This window comes from Pseudoalteromonas sp. S2893 (genome assembly GCF_005887105.1).
Classification (GTDB): Bacteria; Pseudomonadota; Gammaproteobacteria; order Enterobacterales; family Alteromonadaceae; genus Pseudoalteromonas; species Pseudoalteromonas atlantica.
Genome location: NZ_PNCY01000013.1, coordinates 38556 through 59913, shown reverse-complemented (window position 1 = coordinate 59913; position 21358 = coordinate 38556). Strand labels below are relative to the sequence as shown.

Sequence of the window (21358 nt, the reverse complement as noted above, 5' to 3'; positions counted from 1 at the left end):
TATAACAGTACCAGAGGGATTTTCTGGTTTTATTTTTTGTATTAAAAGGTTTATGCATGAGCGATATCTCTGCACGTTTAGCCACTGAGCTAAATGCACAACAGCAACAAGTTGTTGCTGCTACAAAATTACTTGATGAAGGCGCAACGGTTCCTTTTATTGCGCGTTACCGTAAAGAAATTACCGGTGGATTAGACGACACGCAATTACGCCTTTTAGAGCAACGTTTGTCGTACTTGCGCGAGCTTGAAGAGCGCCGCAGCTTTATTTTATCAACCATCGAATCGCAAAATAAATTAACGCCAGCACTTAGTGCCGATATAACCAGCGCACAAAGTAAAACTGAGCTTGAAGATTTATACCTTCCTTATAAAGCTAAACGTCGTACCAAAGGGCAAATAGCCATTGAAGCAGGCCTTGAGCCACTTGCCGATGCGCTATTTAACGATGCAAACTTAGAGCCAGAGCAACAAGCGCAGCAGTTTATAAATGCCGACAAAGGCATTGCTGATACCAAAGCAGCCCTTGATGGCGCTAAATTTATTTTAATGGAACGCTTTGCAGAAGATGCCAAGTTATTAGCTAAATTTAGAAGCCACATTAGCCAACACGGCGCTATACAAAGCACACTTATTGACGGCCAAGAGCAAGCCGGTAGCAAATACCGCGACTACTTTGACCATCAAGAACCTCTTAAAAAGGTCCCTTCTCACCGCGCACTTGCTATGTTGCGCGCGCGTAACGAAGGTATTTTGCAGCTGAGTATTAATCCAGAGCCAAGCAGCGAAAATGCAGCCCAGCTATGTGCGCAAATGATTGCTGATCACTACCGCTTAGATGTGAAATATAAAGCAGCTAGCGCATGGTTATTAAGTGTTGTGCAATGGGCATGGAAAATAAAGCTTGGCCTACACCTAGAAAATGAATTTTTAGCAGCCATGCGAGAAAAAGCCGAAACCGGCGCTATAGATGTATTTGCTAAAAACTTAAAAGACTTACTTATGGCCGCCCCTGCTGGGCCGCGAACCACGCTTGGTCTAGATCCTGGTTTGCGAACTGGCTGTAAAATTGCCGTAGTCGATGGCACAGGTAAGTTGCTTACAACCCAAACTATTTTCCCCCACGCACCACAAAATCACTGGGAAAAATCGTTACGTACATTAGAGCAACTATGTCGCCAGCATAAAGTAGAACTTATTGCGATTGGTAACGGAACCGCATCACGCGAGTCTGACAAGCTAGTAGGTGAACTTATTAAGGCCAATGCTGAGCTTAAATTAAACAAAATTATGGTAAGCGAAGCCGGCGCGTCTGTTTACTCTGCGTCTGAATTTGCAGCGAATGAATTTCCTAACTTAGATGTGTCTTTGCGTGGCGCGGTATCTATTGCGCGTCGCCTGCAGGACCCACTTGCCGAGCTTGTTAAAATTGAGCCAAAATCAATTGGTGTAGGCCAATACCAGCACGATGTATCGCAAAGCCAATTAGGCCAAACACTAACCGCAGTGGTAGAAGACTGTGTAAACTCAGTGGGTGTTGATTTAAATATGGCCTCGGTGCCGCTTCTTACTCGCGTATCGGGGTTAAATAAAACCTTAGCGCAAAATATAGTAAATTACCGCGACACTAACGGCACGTTTACTAAGCGTAGCGAACTTAAAAAAGTTGAGCGTTTAGGACCAAAGGCATTTGAACAAGCAGCAGGCTTTTTGCGTATTAATCAGGGTAAAGACCCACTTGATAACTCATCAGTTCACCCTGAGGCTTATCCTGTTGTTAAACTTATTTGTGAGCGTAACAACCTTGATGTAAATAGCTTAATAGGCAATAGCGAGTTTTTAAATAAGCTGGTTGCTAATGACTACACCGACGAGAAGTTTGGTTTACCTACCGTTACCGACATCATTAAAGAGCTAGATAAGCCTGGGCGCGATCCTCGTCCTGAGTTTAAAACTGCTGAATTTAAAGCCGGTGTAGAAAAAATCACAGACCTAAAACCCGGTATGATTTTAGAGGGTGTGGTTTCTAACGTTGCTAACTTTGGTGCATTTGTTGATGTAGGTGTTCACCAAGATGGCCTAGTGCATATTTCGGCAATTACTAATAAGTTTATCTCTGATCCGCGCGAAGTAGTAAAAGCCGGTGACATTGTAAAAGTAAAAGTGGTTGAGGTAGATGCCCCACGTAAACGCATTAGCTTTACTATGCGCTTAGATGATGAAATAGACACAAGCAATAAACCCGCTGCCGCGCCGCAAAAGCAACGCAGTAATCAGGGCCAGCAACCGCGTGCAGCAAAACCAAAGCGCGATAACGGTAACGCCATGATGGGTAATGCCTTTGCCGATGCATTTGCTAATGCAAAAGTAAAAAAATAATACCCGTTTGCTTCATTAAGTGATGTCTCCTTAAACTAAAAAGCCGCTCATTGAGCGGCTTTTTTAATTATGCTTAGCTGGTTTTAACCAAACGCAGAAAAACCACTCTCGTTTTGGGGGGAGCTAGTCATTTGATAAAAATTAGCAATACGGCCAGCTCGTGCGTCTACTTCTGGGTCGCGTGCTTGCTCGGTATTAGTATCGTTTTGAGACTCAGCGGTACTGGTTTCGTTTATTGATAACGCACTTTGTGGCTCTTGTGCTTGCGCTTCATCGTCAGCAGGGGCTGATAATTCAGCTTGCGCTGCGGCCATTTTTTGGGTTGCATCAGCGGCAATGGCTCTATCGGCACTAGAAGGTTCAGCAGGGGCAAGTGCGGCTGCTCGTACCGTTTGCATTTTATCTATAGTGGCTTGCGGATCGCCAGGGATTTCAGATACATCAATTTGTACCTCACCGCCAACAGCGTAATTAGTGCCATCTGGTCCACGTTGGTATTCATAACTTGGTGAGCCTGCATACTGCCCACCCACCGATGCATGAGCTTGTTCGTGCACACGCACTTCAGTATCGCGCGCTTTAAGCTCTTCAATTTGCTGCTGTTCTAATTCTAGCTGTTGCTGATCTTGCTCTTCTTCGGGGGTGTCTTCGCTTGCTTGTTGGTTTTGTTGCTGTTCGCTATCTGAATCTTCGCTGCCTTGCTGGCGCTGCTCAACAGCTTGCTCATCACTGAGTTTACCGGTTGCATCATAGGTGGCAGCTTCTGCACTGCTTGGCAGTTTTGCTTTATCAGCATCGCTTTGCGCTTTGGTTTCGGTATTACTGGCGCTATTGGGTGCAGGGGCAGGAATAACTTCGCGCAGTTGGTTGTCACGCCGAGCGGTTTCCGTATAAACATTGGCGGTGTTTATATTGATAGACGGAAATGGCGTGACAATATTCATAACGTTTAAACTTTAATATCGATTAGCGTACCAAGCACTTCATCTGCAGTTTGAATAGATTGGGTGTTTGCCTTGGCATTAAACTCTTCAACTTTTAAATTAACAAGCGCTTCGTCAACCCGAGCTGGTTGAGCAACAGGCGCTGTTACAGCCTCTTCAGGTCGCGCAGCTGTTAACTGGCGCTGTTGGGCTAGTTGCGTATCGTCTTGCTCTTCAATGGTGGCACGGTTTATCTCTGCGCTTGCTCGTTCTATACCTTGGCTTGCACGATTAAACCCTTCTACACCACTATTAAATACTGAACCAATAGCCATGCTGTACCTCCAAAAAATAAATATTGTTTAATTATCGCTCACTTCATGGGCAAAATAAAGCTTTAAACAGCACCTTTCTTTAGGCTATTTTAAAGCATTGATTTAACGGCAGATAAAAACTCTTTTTTATGAGAAATAAACGGTGCATGGGAGGCTTTGTCTAGTACTTCGTATTCAAACTCAGTATTTAGTGCTGCCATTTTATTAATTGCTTTGTAAGGTACCAGCGCATCTAAACGGCCAAATATCGCTTTTACAGGCACTGGGCAATGCACAAATACGTTGCGTAAATCATCATTTTGTAAAATATTTAAACCCGCACTTAACGCCTCATTTTTAGGCGCGCTGTACTGATTTAGCAAGTGCTTTAGCTGCTTTATATCATCGCGTGCCGACTCGCTACCCATGGCCTGAATAGCTAAAAAGCGCTCTATAGTTTTTTCTCGGTGATTAACTAATTGCTCTTTAAATTGCTCAAGCACGCTGGTTTTTATTCCGGGCCAATCATCTGCCTCGGCAAAAAAAGGGCTTGAGGCAACTAAAATTACTTTTGCTACTTTATTTGGCCAGTGTTTAGCAATATAAAGTGCAAACAATCCTCCTAGCGACCAGCCCATTAATATAGAGCCAGGGCTAAGTTGCTCGCTTACGATTTCAGCTGCATCGTGTAAATTATAAGGACTTGGGCAGCTATTGCTGTTGCCAAAGCCAGGCAGGTCAATGCTGCGCACCGAGCCACTGTATAAAAACGTTAACTCTGGCTGCACTAATTGCCATACGCCTTGGTTCATGCCCCAACCATGTAATAAAACTAACTCGCTTTGCATATTTGCCTAACCTTAACCAAACTTAGCCACATCATAACGCTTACATTGACGAAAGCAACGCAAGGAGCAGCCAATGCAACACTCATTTTTTAATTGGTTATTCCCCTCTTATTGCGTGCAATGTCAGGGAGTAGTTAGTGCTCAAGAGGGGTTGTGCGACTATTGCTTAGCGGATTTAAGCGTGTTTGATTTAAATAAGCACAGTAATTTATTGCACCGCCCGGATATTGTAGAAATGTTTCCGCATTGCGAATTTGATAAGCTCTTTGCCTGTGCTTTTTATCAGCCCCCTTTTGAGCATTGGCTTAAACGGCTCAAATTTAATAATCAAATTCACTATAAAAAAGCGCTGCAACAAGTAATTAAACGCCAGCTATCGGTGTTTTTTGAAAATTTAACTACCCAGCCCGACATAGCTATTATTTTACCTTTGCACCGAGGGCGCTTTTTAACACGCGGGTTTAATCAGGTAAGCCAAGTGTGGCAACCGTGTTTGGCAAAACATATTTGTATAAGTAATGCGCTAATACGCAATAAAGCCACGCAAGCACAGTCACAATTATCTAGAGCCAAGCGGATTAAAAATGTAAAAAATGCCTTTGTATGTACACAAGATATGAGCGGTAAAACGGTGGTTATTGTAGATGATGTAATGACCACAGGCGCCACGCTCAACGCGGCTACCCGAGTATTAAAACAAGCGGGCGCTAAACAAGTCTGGGCTTTTGCTACGTGTTTAACGCCACTTTAAAGGTGTAGTTAATCACCTCTTACTCTAAATGTGTGGCCAAAAAATAAAGCATTACTGAGTAATCGGCTTGTGCCGTACCAGTATCCTCTAAATACAGGGTTATCTGTCATCGCAATAACGCTGCCACGCCCGTATGAGTGGGCCATCATGGCTGCTGCACCAGCAATTTGCTGCTCATTTACGCCATCGGTAAACCCTGCTAATAGTGGTTTTTGCGGATAAGTGAGTATGTTTACAAACGGGGCGGATGATTTTTCTAATAACCAGGTACTATTTTTAAATACAGGCAGCGTTTCACGATTAAGCGAAAACGTTAGTGGGTGCGTGGTGTCTACATCGGTATTAAAAATAGCGCCGGCTATACGTTGTCGCCCAGCTAAATGATCTTTATCTGCGTAATTTAGCCCTTGAGTATTAAAAGCGCTGGCTACATCTTGCCTAGATAAATAATTAGCCTTGAGTAATTGCTGATCAGCTAAAAATTTAGCGCCGCCTTTGTGGCCCCAAATTACGCCGCCTTTTCTTACCCAGCTTTTAATAGCAACTTTATCACTATCGGGTAAGCCCGAATAATTGCCATTCGCCAGCACAATATGGCTGTAATTATTTAAATCTAGGCTACCTAAACGCTCCATTTCTACAATGGTCGGAGAAATACCGACAAATCGGTCAAGGTAATACCATACTTCACCCGCTTCGTATTGGCTTACGCCTTTACCGCCCACAAGCAGTACTTTTGGCTCTTTTAATACCGCCATAGTGCGCGACCCTAAATCGGCGCCTTTCCCTGTAAGGCCCGTGGTAATAGGCTTTATCGCAATGCCAAACTGGGTTTGAGCATCGTTTAAAATAGCCACCCAATCAGGGTTTGTTTGCAGCCCTGCAGGAACAATAATGCTGCCAGGTGCAAAGTCTATTTCGGTGGAGCTGCTTTTAGCTGTTAAGGCGCTTAACGCGACACGCGCTTTAATGCCTTGCTTTAGCAAGCTATTTAACATTTTAGGCGCTAAGTAATCGTCCCAGGCAAAGCCAAATGCATAGCTTTGCTTTAACGCAGCAAATGATGGTTTAACTGCTTTTTGCCACGCAGTGCTGGCTACTTCTAAGCCCCAACTACTTTTTACTTGTGCAAACTCTAAATTAAAAGCGTGGGCGAGTGTCCAGCCCGACACATCATAAAATGTGTTATCGGCAAAACTTTTTTGCTCACTAAAAATAGCTTTTACTAAACGAAACTGTGGCTGAGCTAACGGCACAAAATAGCTCTGGGTGCTAAAGTTTTTGCCATTGGCTTTTAGCGCTTTTGTAAGTGGATAGGCGTTAATTTGATGCTGCTTTAACAGGTTTAAAAATAGTTTAATCCGGGTGTTGTCTTTAGCACCCTCAACCACATAGCCTTCAAAACTTTCATCATGAGCTAAATCAACTGCTTGGTTATAAAATTTAGCCTGATAGGTTAATAGCGCCTCGCGGTTATCTACCGCTGCTTGAAAGGTTGATAGGCTTGTTAATAACTGATTTTTAATAGTAAAAGGAAACGTAAGCGTACCATTTATGGTTTCTTGTACATGCCCACGTGAGCTGGCTTGCTCAAATAAAATACCTATACCGCCGTTTACATCGGGGTAGGTTGAACCCTTGCCGTAATAAAAGTCGTCAAAGCTTTCTTCGGTAAAATAAAGAGCGTTATTTTTATCTAAAGTTTTAGCATGGTAATTGGCTATGGCTTTAGTAAGCGTTACGTTTTCATCTGGGGTAATTGGGTGCTTGCGACTGGCAATGCCAGGTTGAAAAAAGTAGCTGCTGTTTGGCCCCATTTCATGAAAGTCGGTAAGAATATTTGGCTTCCATTGATGAAATTTAGCAATGCGTGCACGTGACTCTGGGTGTTGTAGTAATAACCAATCGCGGTTTAAATCAAACCAATAGTGATTTGTACGGCTACTTGGCCAGCTTTCTACGTGTTCACGCGTTTTAGGGTCGCTTGATAAGTTCATCCCCCGATTACTATTAGCCCAATTGGCAAAGCGAGCCAAGCCATCAGGGTTAAGTGAAGGGTCGAGCAAAATAACGGTATTATTTAATAATTTTTCTATTTCTGGGCCTTGCGCTGCAGCAAGGTAATACGCAACCAATAAAGCGGCATTGCTGCCTGATGACTCATTGCCATGCACACTGTATCCCATCCAAACTACAGCAGGCTCATTTTGTGTGTTTTTAGCTTGCTCACTGTTTGTTAAACGGGCTAAGTGCGCTTGGCGAATTTGCTCTAAGTTAGCTAGTTTTTCAGCGCTGCTAATACTTAGCATCACAAGCGGACGTTGCTCGTGTGTGCGCCCTATTACTTCAAAATTTATACGATTACTTTTTTGCGCTAGAATTTCCATGTAACGCACCAGTTGGTCGTGCCTTACATGCCACTCACCTACTTCGTAACCAAGTACGTCTTGTGGGGTGGGTATTGTTTTATCAAACTCTACATCTTGTTCAAAATAATACGAAAGTGGTTTTGCCATACTTGAAAAGCTAAGCATTGCCACCATTATAGTTACTATCCAGCGCATATAAATCACTCTAAAAATGTTTGTTATTTGCACGCTAGCATTGCTTAAAATAGATGCCAACTTTTTACGCTCAACACTAGCCGCAACACGATGAGCGGAGTATGATATGCAGTATCCGAGTAATTTAGTCAAGTATAGACGGTTTTATGATTTCTATTTCCGAAACAGCACAAGCGCATTTTGCTAAACTTTTAGCAGATCAAGCACAACAAACTAATATTCGTGTGTTTGTTGTAAACCCTGGTACATCACAAGCGGAATGTGGTGTTTCTTATTGCCCAGAAGACGCCGTAGAAGACAGCGATATTCGTCTTAACTTTAATGGTTTTGATGCCGTAGTAGACACAGAAAGTGCTCCTTTTTTAGAAGAAGCTGAAATTGATTTTGTTACCGACAAAATGGGCACTCAGTTAACTTTAAAAGCGCCTAATGCAAAGGCACGTAAACTAGGCGATAACGCATCGCTAAATGAGCGTGTTCAACATATGCTAGAAACCGAAGTAAACCCGCAGCTAGCTAACCACGGTGGCCAAGTAAGCCTAGTTGAAGTAACCGCTGAAGGTATTGCAGTACTTCAATTTGGTGGTGGTTGTAATGGCTGTTCTATGATCGATGTAACGCTTAAAGAAGGCATCGAGAAAGAAATGATTGCAAAGTTTGATGAAATCACCGGTGTTGCCGACATTACCGAGCACCAAGCGGGCGATCACTCTTATTACTAAGCAATAATGTTAAAGCCGCTTATTTATCGCTTAGGGAGTAACCCTAAGTTGAGTTTAACGCGCTTTTTTCGCGGCTTAGCACTGTTTGTGCTAGCCGTGATATTTATTGCCCTTGGCTACTACACTCACTTTAGTTTACAAATTATAGGTGTAGTTATTTTAATCCCGGCTTTATTTTTTGCTGCATGGGGTTATAGCGGTATTTTTGCCAATCGTTTCTCGCAAGTTTTAAAAGATATGGGGCCAAAAGATCACGACCCCGACCTATGGAAATGACACGTTCGCTTAATCTAGCAGCTGATTAGTTGCTTTTAACTGCAAATACTTAATAATTAACGTAACGCCGCGCATAAGCATAAAGCAACTCATAGCCAGCCATAAAGCATTATTTTGCCACTCTATAAACACCCAAAACACCCCAAAAAAGCCAACAGCAGCAGAAAGAATCATACTGTTACGCATATTTTTTGCCCGTGTGAGCCCTACAAATACGCCATCAAACAAAAAGCAGCTCATTGCTAACATAGGCAATACTATTACCCACGGTAAGTAATTTGTCGCAGCTTCTATCACCTCGGGTACATTGGTTAAAAGCTTAATAATAGCGCTGCCAAACACAGCAAAAAATACGCTGTATAACACGCCAAAAAGCATCCCCCAAAACACACTTATTTTTACCCATAATCTAATGTTATTAACGCTTCGCTGGCCTTTAGCTTGACCAACTTTGGCTTCGCTTGCATAGGCTATTCCATCAAGTGCAAAGCTTACCAACATTAAAAAGTTAAGTAACACGGCATTCGCTGCAAGCGTTGTTTCACCTATGCGGGCGCCATAAAAGGTCATAAAGCTAAAGCATAATTGCAAAATTAAAGAGCGAATAAATATATCTCTATTTAAACTAAGTAGCTCTGCCATTTTGCTAACACTGAGCCAGTTGGGCACGCTTAGCTCCACGCCTTGCTTTTTAGCGAGCTTAATCACTAGTAGCAACGCAAAAGCCAACGCGCTGTAATCCGCAATTAACGATGCCCACGCGGCTCCCGCTACTGCCCAGTCTAAATACACCACAAAATATATATCGAGCACTATGTTGGTAATATTGGTCACTAACAGCAAGTAAAATGGCCCTCGCCCATAATGTACTCCAAGCATCCAGCCAAGCAGCACTAAATTACAAAGTGCGGCAGGGGCACTAAATATACGAATACTAAAATACTGATATGCTTGAGCAAGAACCTCACTATTTGCGCCTGATAAAAATGCAATGGCTTGTTTTATCAAGGGCGATAAGGTAATAAGGGCTAACGCCACACACACGGCAAGCAATAAGCTGCGTTTTAAAAGCGCTGCCAACTGTGTTAAGTTATTTTGCCCGTATGCTTGGGCCACTAACCCTGTGGTGCTCATACGTAAAAAACCGGCGAGCCAAAATAAAATAGAAATAACAGCTGAGCCAAGTGCGATGCCCGCTAAGTAATGTGCGCTACCTAAGTGGCCAATAACAGCGGTATCAACAATTCCTAACAGTGGGACAGTAATATTTGATAATATCATTGGACCCGCTAGCAACAGCAAGCTTTTATGGTGTGCCTTATTATGTTTAAGAAATTGTTTCATTTAGTTTTAATTACTCTCATTTGTTTATCAGTACGTGCTCATGCGGCGGTTATTTTACAGTATCACCATGTAAGCGAAACCCTTCCGGCTGTGACCAGTGTAAGCGCAAATACGTTTACCAAGCATTTGAGCTACTTAAAAGAGCATAATTTTAATGTTATTGCACTAAATGAGCTAATAAGCGCTATACAACAAGGCAAAACCTTACCTGAGAAAACAGTCGCTATCACCTTTGACGATGGTTACAACAATAACTACGAACAAGCTGCGCCTATTTTAGAAAAATTTGGTTACCCCTATACTATTTTTGTAAACCCTACCCTTATTGATGAAGGCAAAGGCTACGTAATGGGGTGGGATAAATTAAAAGAGCTCGCAGGCAAAGGGGCGTTAATTGCCAATCACACTGCCCAGCATGACTACCTGCATATTAAGCTAAAAGATGAGAGCGATGCACAGTGGCAAGCACGTATAAAACAAGATATTTTGCATTCTCAACAGCGTATTAAAGAAGAAATAGGCCACGACTATAAATACCTAGCGTACCCGTATGGTGAGTTTAATAACAAACTACAAGCGCTTGTAGAAGAGCTTGGCTTTATTGGCATTGGTCAGCACTCAGGCGCTGTAAATAAAAACGCTAACTTTACCCGCTTACCGCGTTTTCCAGCCTCTGGCTTTTACAGTAAATTAGATACGCTAATTACAAAATTAAACTCTCGGGCGTTTAGTATTAAAACCCTAGATTACCAAGACAGTGTAACCTCACAAAACCCACCAACGCTCAGCATTGAGTTTGAAATGGGTGATTTTCATAAGAGTCAGTTTGCGTGTTATGTATCAAGTGTTGGCCAGGCTAAGTTAACTTGGGCAAACGACACAACTGTAAAAATTGACTCACCAAAGGCGCTAAATAAAGGCCGTTCACGCTTTAATTGTACCGCCCCTTCGATTAAGCACCCTGGTAGTTACTATTGGTTTTCGCAGCCGTGGGTTATTCAGTAGCAATTACACTTTTATAGTCTGATGCAATAAGCGCTGGGTTACTTTATCAAGCGCAACAATTTCGTGAGCGGCACCTAAATCAACCGCCGCTTTGGGCATTCCCCACACCACAGAAGAAAACTCATCCTGTGCAATGGTGTAACCACCCGCTTGTTTAATACTAAGCAAACCCTTTGCTCCATCGCTCCCCATACCGGTTAGTAACGCTGCCACAATGTTTTTTGCGCCGCACTCAAGTAACGAGTTAAATAATACATCTACTGCCGGTTTATGGCGGTTAACAGGCTCAGAATCATCAAGCTCGCAATATAAACTTGCTCCTCTTTTTTTTATGCTTAAGTGCAAACCACCTGGGGCTATATAAGCCCATCCCGCAGTGAGCTTGTCGCCGTGCTGCGCTTCTTTTACGTTAATTGCACAGGTGCGGTCCATACGCTGGGCAAACGAGGTACTAAATACCGGAGGAATATGCTGGGTAATCACAATCGCAGGGCAATTGGTCGGCATTTTTATAAGCACTTCTTTTATTGCTTCTGTGCCCCCTGTTGAAGCCCCTATCGCTATTATCTTGTTTAATAAAAATTGTGCATTGCTAGGTAAAGACTCACTTACGGTGCTTACCTTTTTGAAACTTCTTACCCTTGCACCTGCCGCCACACGCACTTTTTGCTGCACAACATATGCATATTGACTCATTTGCTGCTTAACATTCACAGTTGGCTTGGCAATAAAATCCACTGCACCAAGCTCAAGCGCTTCTAAGGTGATAGGCGAGCCTTGCTGGGTTAGTGTAGAAATCATCACAACGGGCATAGGTCTTAAGCGCATTAGGTTTCTTAAAAAGCTAATGCCGTCCATTTTTGGCATTTCTACATCGAGGGTAAGCACATCTGGATTGAGCAATTTAATCATTTCTCGTGCTTGATAAGGGTCTTCAGCACAGCCAACAACCTCGATATCGCTAGCCTGAGATAATATTTCGCTCAGCAAACGCCTTATCAGTGGTGAATCATCTATTATCAGAACTTTAACCATTACGGCTCCTAAAACAGCTCTATGTTAGTCTCGGTGGCTTTATCTTGTTGCTTAAGGTTTTGCAGGTAGCGCACTTCGCGTTTTTCAATTGTATTGTTGTGCAAATTCTTCAGCTTTTTTACGTGGACTTTGCCCGTATGCGGATGAAAAAAAATTTTTCGAGGCCACGGCCCCCCCATATCTTGTGCAACAAGATTGAGCGACTCTTCCTGAATATACGCATTGGCAAAGCTAATATTACCTATCCCTATGTCAGTCATTGCGCTAATTATTTTGCCGCCACCAAAGAGTTTTATTTTTAAATTTTTTCGCGCAGCACCACCTTTGAGTACTTCGTTGATCAGGTATTCCATTGCCCAGTTTCCGTAGCGGCAGCTCAAACTATGGGCACTGTTTAATTCTAGGCCTTTTTTTACCGGCAACATAAAATGATTTACGCCACCTATACCGGCTTTCTCATCGTAAACACACGCGGCTATGCACGACCCAAGCACTGTAGAAATAAGCTCATCATTTTTTGAGACATAAAATTCGCCAGGTAATATTTTTGCCACCACGCTTGTGCGCCCTGCATCCCAGTAACGTTTTATATGTTCAAACCCTGGGAGCACCGGCCTAAACTGTGCGTGCATTGTGTTGCTTTTGATACATGGTTTTCCCTAAATTTTTAAACTCAGAATGCTCTTTTCCCATACTCTCTGAGTGCCCTAAAAACAAATAACCGTCACGATTAAGTGCATTTGCATAACGTTTAAATAAGGTATCTTTTGTTTCTTTATCAAAATAAATAACCACGTTACGACATAAAATTAAGTCAAACTGCCCTTTCATGGGCCATTCTTGTAAAAGGTTAAGGCGTTTAAAAAAAATGTGTTTATTTAACTGTGGTTTTACTTTATATGTTTGCCCATCTTTGCTTTTTAAAAACCACTTTTTAAGTACATTGTTTTCTAAGCCATTTACATTAGCCGCGGTATAAATACCCGCTTGTGCTTTGGCTAATACATTAGAATCTAAATCGGTTGCTAAAATTTTTACATCCCAAGAACTTGGGAATAAATCGGCAAGGGTTATTGCTAAGCTGTAAGGCTCTTCGCCTGTAGAGCAACCCGCTGACCATACGCGTACTCGTTTTGTTACTTTGTTACTGCTAAGTAACTGCGGCACTATGGTGTTTTTTAAAAACTCAAAGTGGTGGGGCTCTCTAAAAAAGGAGGTTAAGTTAGTGGTAATAGCATTAATAAATGCGTCAAACTCAGCCTCTTTATTATTGTGTAAGTACTCTAAGTATTGAGAAAAGTTTTTAAGTTTATGCTCTCTTACCCTTCTTGCCAAGCGGGAATACACCATTTCGCGTTTATGATCGCCAAGCACAATTCCGCACGCGTTATAAACTAAAGTGGCAATGTCTTTAAAATCTTTATCGGTACATAAAAATTCTTTCATTGTCATACCATCCCTTGTAAAGCAGGCTTGCTAGGGTATTAACTAGCAAGCCAGTAATGACTAAAACTCTTCCCATTCATCTGCTGAGTCTATAAAGTTTTCGCCTTTGGGTTGGGTATTTTTTAAATAGCCACTAGGTTGGCGCGCAGGGGGCGCTGAGCGTTCAAAGTGCGTATTTGGTAATGTGTTCATGCCTTGCTGCCCGAGTGAAAAAAAGTGCAATAACTGACGCATCTCGTTTGCTTGCTCAGCCATTGACTCGCCCGCCGCAGACGCTTCTTCTACAAGGGCCGCATTTTGCTGGGTCATTTCATCCATTTGGGCAACCGCTTTATTGACTTGCTCAATGCCTGCGCTTTGCTCTTCAGAGGCCTCGGTTATATCCGAAATCATTTGCGTAACACGTTGTACGCTTGAAACAATTTCTCTGAGTGTTTCGCCCGACTCATTTACAAGCACAGAGCCATCGGTTACTTTTGCAACGCTGTCTCTAATAAGCTCTTTAATTTCTTTGGCTGCTCCAGCTGAGCGCTGCGCTAAATTACGCACCTCACCAGCAACAACGGCAAAGCCACGGCCTTGCTCACCCGCTCTGGCTGCTTCAACGGCGGCGTTAAGTGCCAGTAAATTAGTTTGAAAGGCAATTTCATCAATCACGCCAATAATGTCTGCAATTTTTTTACTCGACTCGTTAATGGCCGACATACTCGTTACAGCCCTATTAACTACTTCACCACCTTGAATTGCTTTCTCACAGGTTTCTTCGGCTAAATCGTTAGCGACTTTTGCGTTATCTGCATTTTGCCTTACGGTACTGGTCATTTCCTCCATACTTGACGCGGTTTCTTCAAGTGATGAAGCTTGTTCTTCGGTACGCTGGCTTAAATCGGCGTTGCCTTGCGAAATTTCCTCTGCGCCACTGGCCACTAACGTGGCCGATGAGTTAATTCGGTTAATCACATCGGTCAATTTATCTGCTGTGGTATTAGCATCTTGCTTGAGCTTATCAAACGAGCCTTGATACTCTTTTTCTATGCGTTTTGATAGGTCGCCATTGGCCATTGCATCAAGCATTTGCGCGGTATCACTAACGGCATCATCCACAATTTCAACTAAGCTGTTTAAGCCCTGCGCTAAGCGTAAGAAAAAGCCTTCTTTACCTTTTTCATCTACTCGGGTTTCTAAATCGCCATTACCTGCATCGCTGACTAATTGTGCAATTTCTTTTTCTATTGCAACTTCGCCCGTTCTATCTTCCCACTCAACTACGGTGCCTATGCGTTCTTGTTCTGGTGTAAAAATAGGGTTTGCAACTAAACCAAAGGTGCGCCCGCCTACTTTTATTTCGGCTCGGTAAGTTGTTGTAAGCTTAGCTAGTAGGTTTTGTTGATGAGCCGGATTTTTATGGAATATATCAATGTTTTGCTGCATTAAATTAGTGCTATCAAAGTTAGGCAGCTCCTTTTTCAAATCATCTTCAGCGATACTCATCATTGATTTAACCGCGTTGTTCATGTATACAATTACATTTGAAGCATCGGCTATCATGGTGTTTGTTGCTACGGTATCAAGCGCTTGTTTTACTCGTAAGTTTTCTTGTGCTTCAGCACGTTCTTGCTCTGCTTTTGCTACGCTATCGGTAATATCTTCCCACTCAACAATGGTGCCTAAATGCTTACCTTCATGATTTATCCACGGTGTAGCAATTAAACTAAAAATAAGCCCCGCTAAACGTAACTCAGTTTTATAAGGTTGTTTTAAGTTTTTTAATAGTTCGCGTTGATGAGCTGGGTGCTTATGAAAATCATCAACACACGTGCCTATTAAATTATCAACAGAAAAACTAGGTAGCACACCTTGCAACTCAGTTTCTCGCGCTTTGAGCATTAACTTAACCTGATCGTTTACAAATACAATATTTAGGTCTTTATCGGCAATCATTACATTGGCTTGGCAAACAGTTAACGCACTTGCTAAATCGGCAGCCTTTTTAGACTCGCGCTCTAGCTGTTTTTGCGCGGTGATATCACTGGCGTATTTAATAACTTTATAAGGCTTGCCGTTTAAATCGAAAATAGGGTTATAAGAGGCCTGAATCCATATTTCTTGCCCTTGTTTGCCTATTCGCATGTACTCGCCCGAGTCGTACTCGCCTCGTCCTAACTTATCCCAAAATTGTTTATACTCGTTTGTTTTAGCGTATTCTGGGTCGACAAATAATTTATGATGCTGGCCTTTTATTTCGCTAAGTTGATAGCCTAAACCATTTAAAAAATTGTCATTGGCAGTAATGATTGTGCCATCAAGATTAAACTCAATCACCGCCTGAGATTTACTAATTGCCTCAAGTTGGCCTTGCGCTTCAGCGGCCTGTTTCTTTTGTTCGGTAATGTCGGTAGCAAATTTAATTACTTTTAGCACTTGCCCTTGGCTATCAATAATTGGGTTATAGGTAGCTTGGATCCATACCTCTCGCCCTCCATTAGCAAGACGCTTAAACTCATTAGAAATAAACTCACCACCGCGCAAGCGTTGCCAAAAACTTTTATACTCGCTGCTTTGTGCTTCATCTGGTTCAACAAACATAGAGTGGTGCTGCCCTTGCACTTCCTCTAAACGGTATCCCATTGCATTTAAAAAGTTTGAATTAGCCGTAATTATTCTGCCACTGGGTTCAAACTCAATAACCGCTAATGATTTATTTAATGCATTAACGATTAAGTCATTACTTGATTCTGACTGCTTCGGATTACTAAACCATCCCATGCCCATCACCACCTTTATGTTTGTTTTTGTTGCTACATAGCGCTGTGGCTATATATCCATTGTTCTTTGTAAATCAATTAACGAGACCATTTTTTCGCCCACGTTCACCAACCCTGCGACATATTCACAATTACTCGAATCAGACAGGCTAGGGACGGGCTTGGCGTCTTGCTCAGCAATGCTGTAAACATCTGAAACCGCATCTACTGCGATGCCCATTATTTTTGAATCGTTTTCAAAAATAACTTTTACAACAATAACAACCGTTAATGGCCCATATTCAGTGCTTGGCAAGCCAAAACGTAAGCGTAAATCTATTATTGGCACTATGGTGCCGCGAAGGTTTATCACTCCTTTAACAAAATCAGGCGCGTTGGGTAGTACGGTAATTTCTTCCCAACTTCTGATCTCTTGCACGGTTAATATATCTACGCCGTATTCTTCGCCAGCCATAATAAAAGTTAAAAACTGCTTAACGCCTTGCTGTTGCCCTAAATCAATTTTGTTGTTTAGCTCGCTTTGTTCACTAATCATGAAGCCTCCAGAGGTGTTTTAGATTCTATGATTAGCTCTTGGCTACCTGGTTTTTTAAGCCCTGATAATTTTATTAAGCCGCTAATATCAACAATTAACGATACACGCCCGTCGCCTAAAATAGTTGCTCCAGACACCCCATCTACTTTTTGGTAATTGGCCTCTAAACTTTTTATGACTACCTGCTGCTGCGAAAGTAAGTCATCAACCAGCAAACCCACTTTTTGGTTGTCGGTTTCAACAACCACCAGCAAGGTTTTGTCTAATGACTCTATGGCGTTTTGATGATTAAAAATTTGATATAAGCGTAAAATAGGAATGTATTCGTCACGCAGCCTTAGTACATCTAAGTCTTTACCTACTCGGCTTACTTTAGTGATATCAATCTGTAGTGATTCAACAATAGAAATAAGCGGAATAATATAAGTATGCTGGGCAACTTTAACTAATTGACCATCTAAAATGGCAAGTGTAAGGGGCAGCCTAATTGTAAAGGTAGAGCCAACGCCAGGCGCTGATGAAACCTCAACCGAGCCATTTAAAGATTGAATATTGCGCTTAACAACATCCATTCCTACACCACGCCCAGATAAGTCGCTAACCGCATCGGCGGTAGAAAAGCCGGGCATAAAAATAAGCTCGTTAATTTCATCATCTGTTAAATTACAATCAGCGGTGATCAGCTCATTAGCAATGGCTTTTTCTTTAATTTTTTGCGTATTTAAGCCTTGCCCATCGTCCATAATTTCTATCACGATATTGCCGCCTTGATGAAAGGCATTTAAGGTCACGGTGCCCACTGGGTCTTTACCTGCGGCAACCCGCTGTTCAATTGTTTCAAGGCCATGGTCGAGCGAATTTCTGACTAGGTGCACCATAGGGTCAGATATTTTTTCCATTACCGTTTTATCTAGCTCGGTTTGCTCGCCTAATAATTTTAACTCCACCTGTTTATTTAGTTTTTGCGCTATATCGCGCACTAAACGCGGAAACCGGCTAAATACAAAGTTAATCGGTAACATACGAATACGCATAACATTTTCTTGCAGGTCTCGGGTATTGTGCGCCAGTTGTGCCAAACCTTCTTGTAATGACGTAATGGTTGATTCGCTAATTTCTTGCTCGCTCAACTGATTTAACATGGCTTGTGTTATTACCAGCTCACCAACCATATTTATTAACGAGTCTACTTTGTCTATTCCTACTCTTATGGAGGTAGACTCTGGTGCTGATGTTGGCTTTTTATCGGCTGTGGGTTTGCTTTTAGGTTTGTCGGGTGCTTTTTTAGCATCGCTAATAGGCTGTGTTTGAGCTGTGCTATCGTTGCTCTTTTCATCAGCGTTTGCGGTGTGAGAAGTGTCTTCATCAAATAACCCGCCACAAAGCTCTATTTTTATATCGGCATCATCTTCTACCCATTCAAATACCTCTTTAATGGCGGCTTCTTTTTCGCTGGTATTTAAAAAAAAGCGCCAGTGTAAGTAGCACTCGTCACTGCTTAAATCTTTAATATCTGGGATATCGTCTAAAAATGCCTGTGTTTCAAGCTCACCGAGTTCAGCTAATTCGCTGATCATAAATAAAGGCTCGTTGCCTGTTTTAAAAAGGTGATGATGCGGTTTAAAATCAATTTGAAAGGTATTTACCTCAGCAGCAGCCGTTACTTCGCTTGCCTCGCTTGGGGCTGAATCGGCTTGCATTTCGAGTACAATTTCAAACTGTTTTTTTAAGGTTGTAGCGTGTGATAAATCAGGCTCTTGCTCTGCTTGCAGCTCACCGAGTAACCCACGCAAGCAATCAACAGCTTTAAGCAATAAATTAACGTGCTCAGTGGTGAGTTCGCGCTCACCTTGGCGTATTTGATCCAGTAGGGTTTCTAGCACATGGGTAAACTCAGCAACAGAGTTAAAGCCAAAGGTGCCACTGCCCCCTTTAATTGAGTGCGCAGCTCTAAAAATAGTATTTATTGTTTCTAAGTCTTCTTCGCCGGGCTCTAAATTTAATAGCTCGGCCTCCATTGTATCTAGGCCTTCAAAACTTTCTTCAAAGAACACTTCAAAAAATTGACTTAAATCTATACTCACGCCGCACTCCTCAGTTAACGAATTACTTTTTTAAGTACCGCTAGTAACTGATCCGGGTTGAAAGGCTTTACAATCCAGCCTGTTGCGCCAGCTGCTTTACCTTCTACTTTTTTATCTAATCCTGACTCTGTGGTTAGCATAAGTAGCGGCGTAAATTTGTAATCAGGAAGGCCTCTGAGCTCTCTGATAAGCGTAATGCCATCCATAATGGGCATATTTACATCTGAAATTACCGCATCAAAACTTTGCTGCTTGGCAATCGCGAGGGCTTCGCTGCCATCTTTTGCTTCGGTAACATCAAAACCTGCGGTTTTAAGCGTAAAGCTCACCATTTGACGCATTGACGCAGAATCATCAACCGCTAAAATTTTCTTCATATAAACCTCTAACCTTTACTTTCAAGTGTTAAATATTGACTTAAGCCAAGTTGATTAATGGCGTTTTGAAGTGCATCACTGCTGCCTACCCATACAATTTTATGGTGTATGGTAAGTAGGTGTTTTTGTAAGGCACACAAAAGTTGAATTGACGCGGTATCGGCTGAAACAACCTCACTGACATCTAAACAAATATCGTTGTTGCTATTGAGTTCTTGTAATAAATCTTGGTGAAGAGTCTCTACTTGCATAATCGCAAGTTCGCTTGGAAGTTTTAGCATTTTTTCAGGACTTTCCCTGTCAATTCAATTCATAACAAAAGCTTAGCCTTAGTTATTAAAATTGCCATAAAAGGCTCAAAAAAATTAATAAAACTTTTAAAAGTGGCGCTAAAAAGCAAAAAAGGAGCCTAAGCTCCTTTTAAAATTCGTGAAAAGTTTAAAACTAGTTTTTATAGTAATCCGCTATTTGTTTAAATTCGCTAATGAGTTGAGTGGTATTAATAAGGGGCACATTTCCTTGTTGGAACTCAGGCTTAAATATGGCTCTTACAGCTCCATTTGCATCAACTAAAGCCACCGAAGCACTATGATCGACCGCATATTCTGATTCTTGTGAGTCACTAATGGCATAAATTAGGCCAAGCTCTCTAACCACCGGGAATAGGTTTTTGTGCTCACCCGAAACAGCTAAAAAGTCAGGGTTAAAATAATCAATATACGCTTTGCGTTTTTCCGGCGTATCGCGTTGAGGGTCTACCGACATAAACCAAATTTGCAGTGGGTATTCGTTATGTAACTTTTTATACACGCTGTTTAGTTTAGCAAGCGTTAATGGGCAAATATCTGGACAACTGGTATAGCCTAAAAACACTAAGTTCCACTGCCCCAAAAATTGCGCTTTGGTGACTAACTCACCGTTTTGGTCGTTAAGTGTAAAATCAGAAAGAGGCTTTGCTTGCTCATACACTAAGGCTTGCATATCGGGTGCACTATTTTGCTCTGAGCAAGCGACTAATAAAAACGAAAAAATTACAACTAAGCTAATCCGTAACTGCTTCATAAAGGGAGCCATTTATCTATAAATAAGATCACGAAGAGTACCATTAAATGCACAATTGAAAAGCGAAATAAGTCCATTGCGGTGTCATCGCTAGGGGCTAATTTAAGCTTAACCGCTTTATACAAAAAGAGTGCATTGAGCACACATGCGCCTACTAAATAAATACCGCCCGACATACCAATTAAATAAGGTAATACACATACAAGCGCCAGTAATATGGTGTAAGCCACAACACACGTTTTACAAAAGTCGATACCGTGAGTTACTGGCAACATAGGAATTTTAGCGCGTTCGTAATCGCTTTTGCGTGCTATTGCTAGTGCCCAAAAATGCGGTGGGGTCCACGTAAATATAATCATTACGAGTAACCATGGCGCGGCTGCCATTTGATTGGTTTCAGAAACCCAACCCAATAAAGGCGGCATTGCCCCAGCTAAGCCACCAATCACAATGTTTTGCGGTGTGGCACGCTTTAAAAAAGAGGTATAAATAAAAGCATACCCAACTAATGCAAACAAAGTAAGTACGGCTGTTAGAGTGTTTGCCCAAAGCATTAGCATTATAAAACCAGCAACCCCTATCACGCCTGCAAAGCTTAGCGCATGGGTTTTACTAAGCCGGCCTTTGGCTACAGGGCGGTGGCGTGTACGCGCCATTTTTGTATCTATTTCGCTATCAACAACATGATTTATTACCGCCGCAGCGCCAGAGAGCAAACCAATGCCTAATAAACTAATAAATTGTACTGCAATGCCTCGCCCTACATCAGGCGCCAGTGCCAAGCCAACCCAGGCAGTAAGTACCAACATAGCCACTACTTTAAACTTGCTAATAGCTAAGTAATCTTGCAGTAAATTATAAGCACGTTGAATAAAAGGGTGTGCGCTAATAACCTGTAGTTCTTTTTTGTCGAGTGTGAGTGCCATAAT

The 21358-nt window shown here is 42.1% G+C and carries 20 protein-coding genes; 5 read left to right on the top strand and 15 right to left on the bottom strand.

Features of this window, described 5'->3' with window-relative positions:
• The first annotated feature begins 56 nt into the window (after window positions 1-56).
• Entirely contained in the window at window positions 57-2378 is a 2322-nt protein-coding gene (locus CWC04_RS08010) for a Tex family protein (protein WP_054983335.1), read from the top strand.
• Between the two features lie 83 nt (window positions 2379-2461).
• On the opposite strand, the gene CWC04_RS08005 is transcribed toward CWC04_RS08010, so the two are convergent.
• From CWC04_RS08005 to bioH, 3 genes are all read right to left on the bottom strand, one after another.
• Window positions 2462-3322 (bottom strand): putative metalloprotease CJM1_0395 family protein, encoded by an 861-nt coding sequence (locus CWC04_RS08005; protein ID WP_138685094.1) that lies wholly within the window; start codon window positions 3320-3322, stop codon window positions 2462-2464.
• Between the two features lie 5 nt (window positions 3323-3327).
• Window positions 3328-3636: a hypothetical protein gene (locus tag CWC04_RS08000; RefSeq protein WP_004588240.1), complete on the bottom strand. Its 309-nt coding sequence runs from the start codon at window positions 3634-3636 to the stop codon at window positions 3328-3330.
• Window positions 3637-3725: 89 nt separating this feature from the next.
• Window positions 3726-4463, bottom strand: a complete 738-nt coding sequence (gene bioH / locus CWC04_RS07995; RefSeq protein WP_138685093.1) for a pimeloyl-ACP methyl ester esterase BioH — start codon at window positions 4461-4463, stop codon at window positions 3726-3728.
• A gap of 73 nt (window positions 4464-4536) precedes the next feature.
• Here bioH and CWC04_RS07990 point away from each other — a divergent pair, with 73 nt between their 5' ends.
• The gene (locus CWC04_RS07990; protein WP_138685092.1) at window positions 4537-5214 is read left to right on the top strand and encodes a ComF family protein; all 678 of its coding nucleotides are present in this window, start codon (window positions 4537-4539) and stop codon (window positions 5212-5214) included.
• Window positions 5215-5222: 8 nt separating this feature from the next.
• Here CWC04_RS07990 and CWC04_RS07985 read toward each other — a convergent pair whose 3' ends face one another.
• The gene (locus CWC04_RS07985; RefSeq protein ID WP_171038567.1) at window positions 5223-7778 is read right to left on the bottom strand and encodes a M14 metallopeptidase family protein; all 2556 of its coding nucleotides are present in this window, start codon (window positions 7776-7778) and stop codon (window positions 5223-5225) included.
• A 146-nt stretch (window positions 7779-7924) separates the two neighbouring features.
• On the opposite strand from CWC04_RS07985, the gene nfuA reads away from it, so the two are divergent.
• Complete coding sequence (gene nfuA, locus CWC04_RS07980; protein WP_096042447.1) at window positions 7925-8500, top strand: Fe-S biogenesis protein NfuA; 576 nt, start codon at window positions 7925-7927, stop codon at window positions 8498-8500.
• Window positions 8501-8506: 6 nt separating this feature from the next.
• Window positions 8507-8776, top strand: coding sequence for a hypothetical protein (locus tag CWC04_RS07975; protein WP_029774191.1), 270 nt, complete (start codon window positions 8507-8509; stop codon window positions 8774-8776).
• A 9-nt stretch (window positions 8777-8785) separates the two neighbouring features.
• On the opposite strand, the gene CWC04_RS07970 is transcribed toward CWC04_RS07975, so the two are convergent.
• A complete protein-coding gene (locus CWC04_RS07970) occupies window positions 8786-10057 on the bottom strand; it encodes an MATE family efflux transporter (RefSeq protein ID WP_138685091.1) in 1272 nt (423 codons plus the stop codon).
• A 42-nt stretch (window positions 10058-10099) separates the two neighbouring features.
• Between CWC04_RS07970 and CWC04_RS07965 the strand changes: the two genes are divergently transcribed.
• The gene (locus CWC04_RS07965) at window positions 10100-11125 is read left to right on the top strand and encodes a polysaccharide deacetylase family protein (RefSeq protein ID WP_138685090.1); all 1026 of its coding nucleotides are present in this window, start codon (window positions 10100-10102) and stop codon (window positions 11123-11125) included.
• Between the two features lie 3 nt (window positions 11126-11128).
• On the opposite strand, the gene CWC04_RS07960 is transcribed toward CWC04_RS07965, so the two are convergent.
• The 10 genes from CWC04_RS07960 to cyoE all read right to left on the bottom strand — a co-directional run bounded on the left by CWC04_RS07960 (window position 11129) and on the right by cyoE (window position 21355).
• The gene (locus CWC04_RS07960; protein ID WP_138685089.1) at window positions 11129-12160 is read right to left on the bottom strand and encodes a protein-glutamate methylesterase/protein-glutamine glutaminase; all 1032 of its coding nucleotides are present in this window, start codon (window positions 12158-12160) and stop codon (window positions 11129-11131) included.
• Between the two features lie 8 nt (window positions 12161-12168).
• Window positions 12169-12792 carry a chemoreceptor glutamine deamidase CheD gene (gene cheD / locus CWC04_RS07955; RefSeq protein WP_029774194.1) on the bottom strand — a complete coding sequence of 208 codons (624 nt, stop codon included), beginning with the start codon at window positions 12790-12792 and terminating at the stop codon, window positions 12169-12171.
• Window positions 12776-13606, bottom strand: coding sequence for a CheR family methyltransferase (locus CWC04_RS07950; protein ID WP_054983326.1), 831 nt, complete (start codon window positions 13604-13606; stop codon window positions 12776-12778). The genes cheD and CWC04_RS07950 overlap by 17 nt, the downstream gene beginning before the upstream one ends.
• Before the next feature lie 60 nt (window positions 13607-13666).
• Window positions 13667-16372 (bottom strand): methyl-accepting chemotaxis protein, encoded by a 2706-nt coding sequence (locus CWC04_RS07945; protein ID WP_138685088.1) that lies wholly within the window; start codon window positions 16370-16372, stop codon window positions 13667-13669.
• Window positions 16373-16420: 48 nt separating this feature from the next.
• Window positions 16421-16906, bottom strand: a complete 486-nt coding sequence (locus CWC04_RS07940) for a chemotaxis protein CheW (protein WP_004588228.1) — start codon at window positions 16904-16906, stop codon at window positions 16421-16423.
• Complete coding sequence (locus CWC04_RS07935) at window positions 16903-18990, bottom strand: chemotaxis protein CheA (RefSeq protein ID WP_054983324.1); 2088 nt, start codon at window positions 18988-18990, stop codon at window positions 16903-16905. The genes CWC04_RS07940 and CWC04_RS07935 overlap by 4 nt, the downstream gene beginning before the upstream one ends.
• Window positions 18991-19004: 14 nt before the next feature.
• A complete protein-coding gene (locus CWC04_RS07930; RefSeq protein WP_029773320.1) occupies window positions 19005-19367 on the bottom strand; it encodes a response regulator in 363 nt (120 codons plus the stop codon).
• Between the two features lie 8 nt (window positions 19368-19375).
• Window positions 19376-19672, bottom strand: a complete 297-nt coding sequence (locus CWC04_RS07925) for an STAS domain-containing protein (RefSeq protein WP_491567972.1) — start codon at window positions 19670-19672, stop codon at window positions 19376-19378.
• A 139-nt stretch (window positions 19673-19811) separates the two neighbouring features.
• A complete protein-coding gene (locus CWC04_RS07920) occupies window positions 19812-20429 on the bottom strand; it encodes an SCO family protein (RefSeq protein ID WP_138685087.1) in 618 nt (205 codons plus the stop codon).
• Window positions 20426-21355 carry a heme o synthase gene (gene cyoE, locus CWC04_RS07915; protein WP_024033912.1) on the bottom strand — a complete coding sequence of 310 codons (930 nt, stop codon included), beginning with the start codon at window positions 21353-21355 and terminating at the stop codon, window positions 20426-20428. Before cyoE ends, CWC04_RS07920 begins: the two co-directional genes overlap by 4 nt.
• Window positions 21356-21358: the final 3 nt, after the last annotated feature.